The sequence below is a fragment of the Calidithermus terrae genome, assembly GCF_003574345.1.
Lineage (GTDB): Bacteria > Deinococcota > Deinococci > Deinococcales > Thermaceae > Calidithermus > Calidithermus chliarophilus.
This window is the reverse complement of sequence record NZ_QXDL01000297.1, coordinates 1-3,794: the sequence shown is the minus strand read 5'-3', so window position 1 is coordinate 3,794 and position 3,794 is coordinate 1. Positions and strand designations below refer to the sequence as shown.

Sequence of the window (3,794 nt, the reverse complement as noted above, 5' to 3'; positions counted from 1 at the left end):
GTGCGCGGGGGCCTGGGGGTGCAAGTAGCCTGGACCTATTTCAAGGCGAACGCCGACCTCGCGGCGCTGGCCGACGTCGGCCAGGAAGGGTTTTACGGCGGCGCTGGCCTCGAGGCGGAGCTCAAGGTCTTGCCGGCGCTTCCCGTCAGCCTCGACCTCTCGCTGTGTGCGATCCTAGGCTATGAATTCCGGGTTACCCCCTACTGGAGCCTTTTCTCCGAGCTACGGCCCCGCTACTCCCTGGGGGGAGGGGGGTTTTCGCTCGGCCTGGCCTTGGGGTTGAACCTTTATTTCCAGCCGGCCCACGGCCCCTAGCTCCGGACGCGAACGGAGGGCAGGGCATCCACGGTGGGGCCAGGCCCGGGCATGACGCCGCGCCCCGTGCTTGCGGAACGATTCCGGATAGGGTATATTTCTCCGGGCTATATACCTGACAACTCGGAGGAATTATGAGAGCAAACCGCTGGCTTTTCGGAAGCACTTTATTGCCCGCACTCCTGCTGATCGCCGCGTGCGACGGGGGCAAGACCGCTCCCCCCGAGCCCACCCCCCAGCCCGCCACGCCGGGGGAGACCAAGAGCACCCTGACCAGCGTCGGCACCAGCGCCAGCGACCTGGCTAGGGAGCTGCAGGCGGAATTCGACGCGCTGATGAAGGATTGGGGGCTGAGCGGGGCCGTGGCCCATGGCGTGGGCGGCTGGGCTTCCGTGGCCCAGGCCGTGGTGCCCGACGTGGGCCTGCTCTCCAGCGGCAAGCTCCGCACCACCGACGCCCAGGCCGTGGGCAAGGAGATCCTCCAGGCCGTCGCCACGGTCGAAAAGCTCCCCCGGGGCGTGTACACCTGCTCCGGCTCCTACTGCACCAAGAAGGCCGAAAGCGACGACTACGTCGCCAGCCGGACCACGGCCAAGGGCGTGCTCAAGGTCGAGCTGGACTGGGACGCCTCGAGCCTGGGCACCCCTTCGCCCACCGTCCAGCTCCACATGCTGACCAACGACGGCAGCCCCTACCAGGGCTACTTCATCGAAGCCCCGACCAAGATGGTGGCTAAGGTCAGCCTGGACGCGCAGGTCCTGGCCCAGGGCACCCTCGCCGTGGCCTGGCACCCCAGCAGTTGCCTGGCCGGCAAATACCTCCACGACGTCCCGGACTCGCTCGAGCTCAGCGGCTTCGTCAACCGCCCGGGCAGCGGCAAGGCCATCGAGGCCAGCGCCCGCTACGGCATCGGCGCCGGCAAGGTCCACACCAGCGGCTCCCTGAGCGCCAAGGGTGTGAGCAACGAGGCCTCGGTGCAGTGGGACGTCTCCAGCGTGGGCGCCGTCGAGCGCAGCGGCTGCGGCCGCCTCAGCAACTTCACGCCCGCCAACCTCGACTTCTCGGCCGGCGTCAGCGCCGACGGCCAGTCGCTGGCCCTGAGCTTCCTGGCCGACCAGTTCCAGAGCGGCCCCCAGGCGAGCTTCCGCCTGCAAAACGGCGTGCTCAAGGTCAACAAGAAGCAGGTCACCTTCTCCGGCGTCCTCGACGACGCCAACGGCAACTGCGTGCCCGGCGAGAACGTGACCCTGACCTTCTCCAGCGGCTCCACCAGCCTCGAGGCCTTCCTGATCGGCCAGCTCGGGCTGCGCACCTGCAGGTAGCCCCAAAGCGGGCGGGCCGGGGGATCCCCCGGCCCGCTTTCACCTGCCGTCGGGGTGCGGCGCCATCCCCAGGTGCAGCACGTAGCGCTCGGGCCCCTGGCGTTTGTGGTAGCGCTGGTAGATCTCCCACAGCTCGGCCTGCAAGGCCTTGGCGTCCTCGCGGGTGAGGTGCAGGCCGATGGTCCACAGGCTGAGCACGGCCGGCTCGTCCTCGCCGAGGAGCTTGGGGCGCACCTTCTCGTGGCTCGAGCCGAAGATCATCAGGCCGTGCTCGTTGAGGTAGACCGTGAGGTGGTCGCGGTACTTCGGCAGCCGGCGGGTGCGCTCTAAGCCCTCCTGCAACTGCCGCGACCAGAACACCGCGCTCTCGAGGTCCTCGAGCATGCGCGGGGGGATGAGGTCGAGGGGCACCTTGAAGCCGGTGGCGGTGGCCCGGTAGCGCTTGATGGGCCGGCCGCGGCGGGCCTCGAGGCCCACGACCTCGAGCAGCCCCGCCTCCACCATCTGCTCGACCCGGTAGTGCAGGGTCTGCAGCGGCACCTTGAGCGTCTCGGCGGCTTCCTTCACCGACAGCTCGGCCTTCATGAAGGGCTTGAGCCACAAGGCGACGTCGGGGTCGGCCAGGATGCGGGCGGCCAGGGGGTTCCTGACCTCCACCATCGGGGGGATTTCCACGGTCGCGGACATGTTCTTACTACTCTACACGCTGGCTTTAGATCTGAGTAGAGGGCCGCTACCCTGTGGGCACGCCGGGCGCGAGACGGGCAGGGCCGTGTTTGGAGGGGGCAGGTGCCCCCCGGGCGGGCCGGGCTCGAGGGGCGCCCTCACCGACGCCTTATGCCGAGATTCAGAGCACCCACCGGGCTTCCCGGGTTCACGCTGGTGGCCTCGGGGCAACTCGTCTCCATCCTGGGCTCGGAGATGAGCCAGTTCGGGCTGATGCTGTGGGCCTTCGAGCAGACCGGCCTGGCCACCTCCCTCGCCCTCATCGGCTTCTTCCACTTCCTGCCCCTGATCGCGGTTTCCCCCTTCGCCGGGGCCCTGGTCGACCGGAGCAACCGCAAGCTGATGATGATGCTCTCCGACCTGGGCTCGGCCGCCGCCACGCTGATGGTCTTCGGGCTCTACCTGGGCGGGGGCCTGCAGGTCTGGCACCTCTACCTGGCCGCCGCCGTCAGCGGGGCCTTCCACGCCTTCCAGTGGCCCGCCTTCTCGGCGGCCGTCAGCACCATGGTGCCCAAGGAGCAGTACGGCCGGGCCAACGGCCTGCTGTCGCTGAGCGAGTCGGTGGCGGGGATCGGGGCGCCGATGCTGGCCGCGGTGCTCTACGGCCTGATCGGGATCGGGGGGCTCCTCGCCATCGACCTGCTGAGCTTTTTGGTGGCGATCGGGGCCCTGCTGGTGGTGAAGGTGCCCCAGCCCCGCCAGAGCGCCGCGGGGCGCGAGAGCCGGGGGAGCCTGCTGCAGGAGGCGGCCTACGGCTTCCGCTACATCTTCGCCCGCCCGAGCCTGCTGGGCCTGCAGACCACCTTCTTGCTGCTCAACCTCTTCGCCACCTTCGGGCACGCCGTCCAGCCCGCCATGATCCTCAGCCGCACCGGCAACGACGAGACCGCCATGGGCATCGTCCGCACGGCGGCGGGGGTCGGGGGGGTGCTGGGCGGGCTCTTGCTCTCGACCTGGGGCGGCCCCCGGCGCAAGGTGCACGGCGTGCTGGCGGGGATGGTGGTCTCGAGCCTCTCCGGCAGCCTGCTGATGGGCCTGGGGCAGGGCGTGGCGGTGTGGGCGCTCGCCGGCTTCATCGCCCTGGTGACCATCCCCATCCTCAACGGCTCCAACCAGGCCATCTGGCAGGCCAAGGTGCCCCCGGACGTGCAGGGCAAGGTCTTCGCCGCCCGGCGCATGATCGCCTGGGTCGCCAACCCCCTCGCCATGCTGCTGGCGGGCCCGGTGGCCGACAGGCTCATGACCCCGGCCATGATGCCGGGCGGGGCGCTGGCGGGCACCTTCGGCGGCCTGGTGGGCACGGGGCCGGGCGCGGGGATCGCCCTGATGCTGGTGTTCACCGGCGTCCTGGGCGCGCTGGTGGGCTTAGGGGGCTACCTGTTCCCGGCCGTGCGCGACGCCGAGACGCTGCTCCCCGACCACGACCAGGCC

The 3,794-nt window shown here is 69.9% G+C and carries 4 protein-coding genes; 3 read left to right on the top strand and 1 reads right to left on the bottom strand.

All coding sequences use genetic code 11. From position 1 onward, the window contains the following. Nucleotides 1-315 (top strand): hypothetical protein (locus Mterra_RS19615; RefSeq protein ID WP_218022981.1); only part of this gene is annotated, 315 nt, incomplete at its 5' end. 170 nt (nucleotides 316-485) lie between these two features. Next, entirely contained in the window at nucleotides 486-1,637 is a 1,152-nt protein-coding gene (locus tag Mterra_RS19610) for a hypothetical protein (protein ID WP_119316654.1), read from the top strand. A gap of 39 nt (nucleotides 1,638-1,676) precedes the next feature. Here Mterra_RS19610 and Mterra_RS19605 read toward each other — a convergent pair whose 3' ends face one another. Beyond that, nucleotides 1,677-2,324 (bottom strand): winged helix-turn-helix domain-containing protein, encoded by a 648-nt coding sequence (locus Mterra_RS19605; RefSeq protein WP_119316653.1) that lies wholly within the window; start codon nucleotides 2,322-2,324, stop codon nucleotides 1,677-1,679. Between the two features lie 150 nt (nucleotides 2,325-2,474). Here Mterra_RS19605 and Mterra_RS19600 point away from each other — a divergent pair. Beyond that, nucleotides 2,475-3,794 (top strand): MFS transporter (locus tag Mterra_RS19600; RefSeq protein WP_119316656.1); only part of this gene is annotated, 1,320 nt, incomplete at its 3' end.

Coding starts and splice junctions, on each gene's coding strand:
- Mterra_RS19605 (WP_119316653.1), bottom strand. CDS start 2,324: ATGTCCGCGACCGTGGAAATCCCCCCGATGGTGGAGGTCAGGAACCCC.